General features: G+C 50.0%; 2 tRNA genes and 1 rRNA gene. All 3 read left to right on the forward strand.

What is annotated here, in order from left to right:
• Nucleotides 1-64 (forward strand): 16S ribosomal RNA (locus AC3A6M_RS24875); the annotation flags it as partial.
• An 80-nt stretch (nucleotides 65-144) separates the two neighbouring features.
• Nucleotides 145-221, forward strand: a tRNA-Ile gene (locus tag AC3A6M_RS24880).
• A 22-nt stretch (nucleotides 222-243) separates the two neighbouring features.
• Nucleotides 244-319: transfer RNA gene (locus tag AC3A6M_RS24885), tRNA-Ala, on the forward strand.
• The last annotated feature ends 123 nt before the right edge of the window (nucleotides 320-442 follow it).

Genomic DNA, 442 nt, shown 5'->3' on the forward strand with positions numbered 1-442 from the left:
CGTGACTGGGGTGAAGTCGTAACAAGGTAGCCGTATCGGAAGGTGCGGCTGGATCACCTCCTTTCTAGAGTGGCACAGGGCGAAAGCCCAATCATCAAGCGTCCACGCTTATCGGCTGTTAGTAAAGTTAAACGAGAACAGTTCGGGTCTGTAGCTCAGTCGGTTAGAGCACCGTGTTGATAACGCGGGGGTCGTTGGTTCGAATCCAACCAGACCCACCAGGGTTATTACCAAAATCCTGAAGGGGGATTAGCTCAGCTGGGAGAGCACCTGCTTTGCAAGCAGGGGGTCGTCGGTTCGATCCCGTCATCCTCCACCATCGACTGTTTGACTATCCTTATCAAAACCCAGCAGTGCTGAGTTTCGATAAGTGTAGTTCTCGTTCTTTAACAATCTGGAAGAAGTAAAGTTTTCTTTAAGCGTTCAACGCATCGAAAGATGT

The sequence above is a fragment of the Telluria sp. Soil_C_11 genome, from assembly GCF_057657395.1.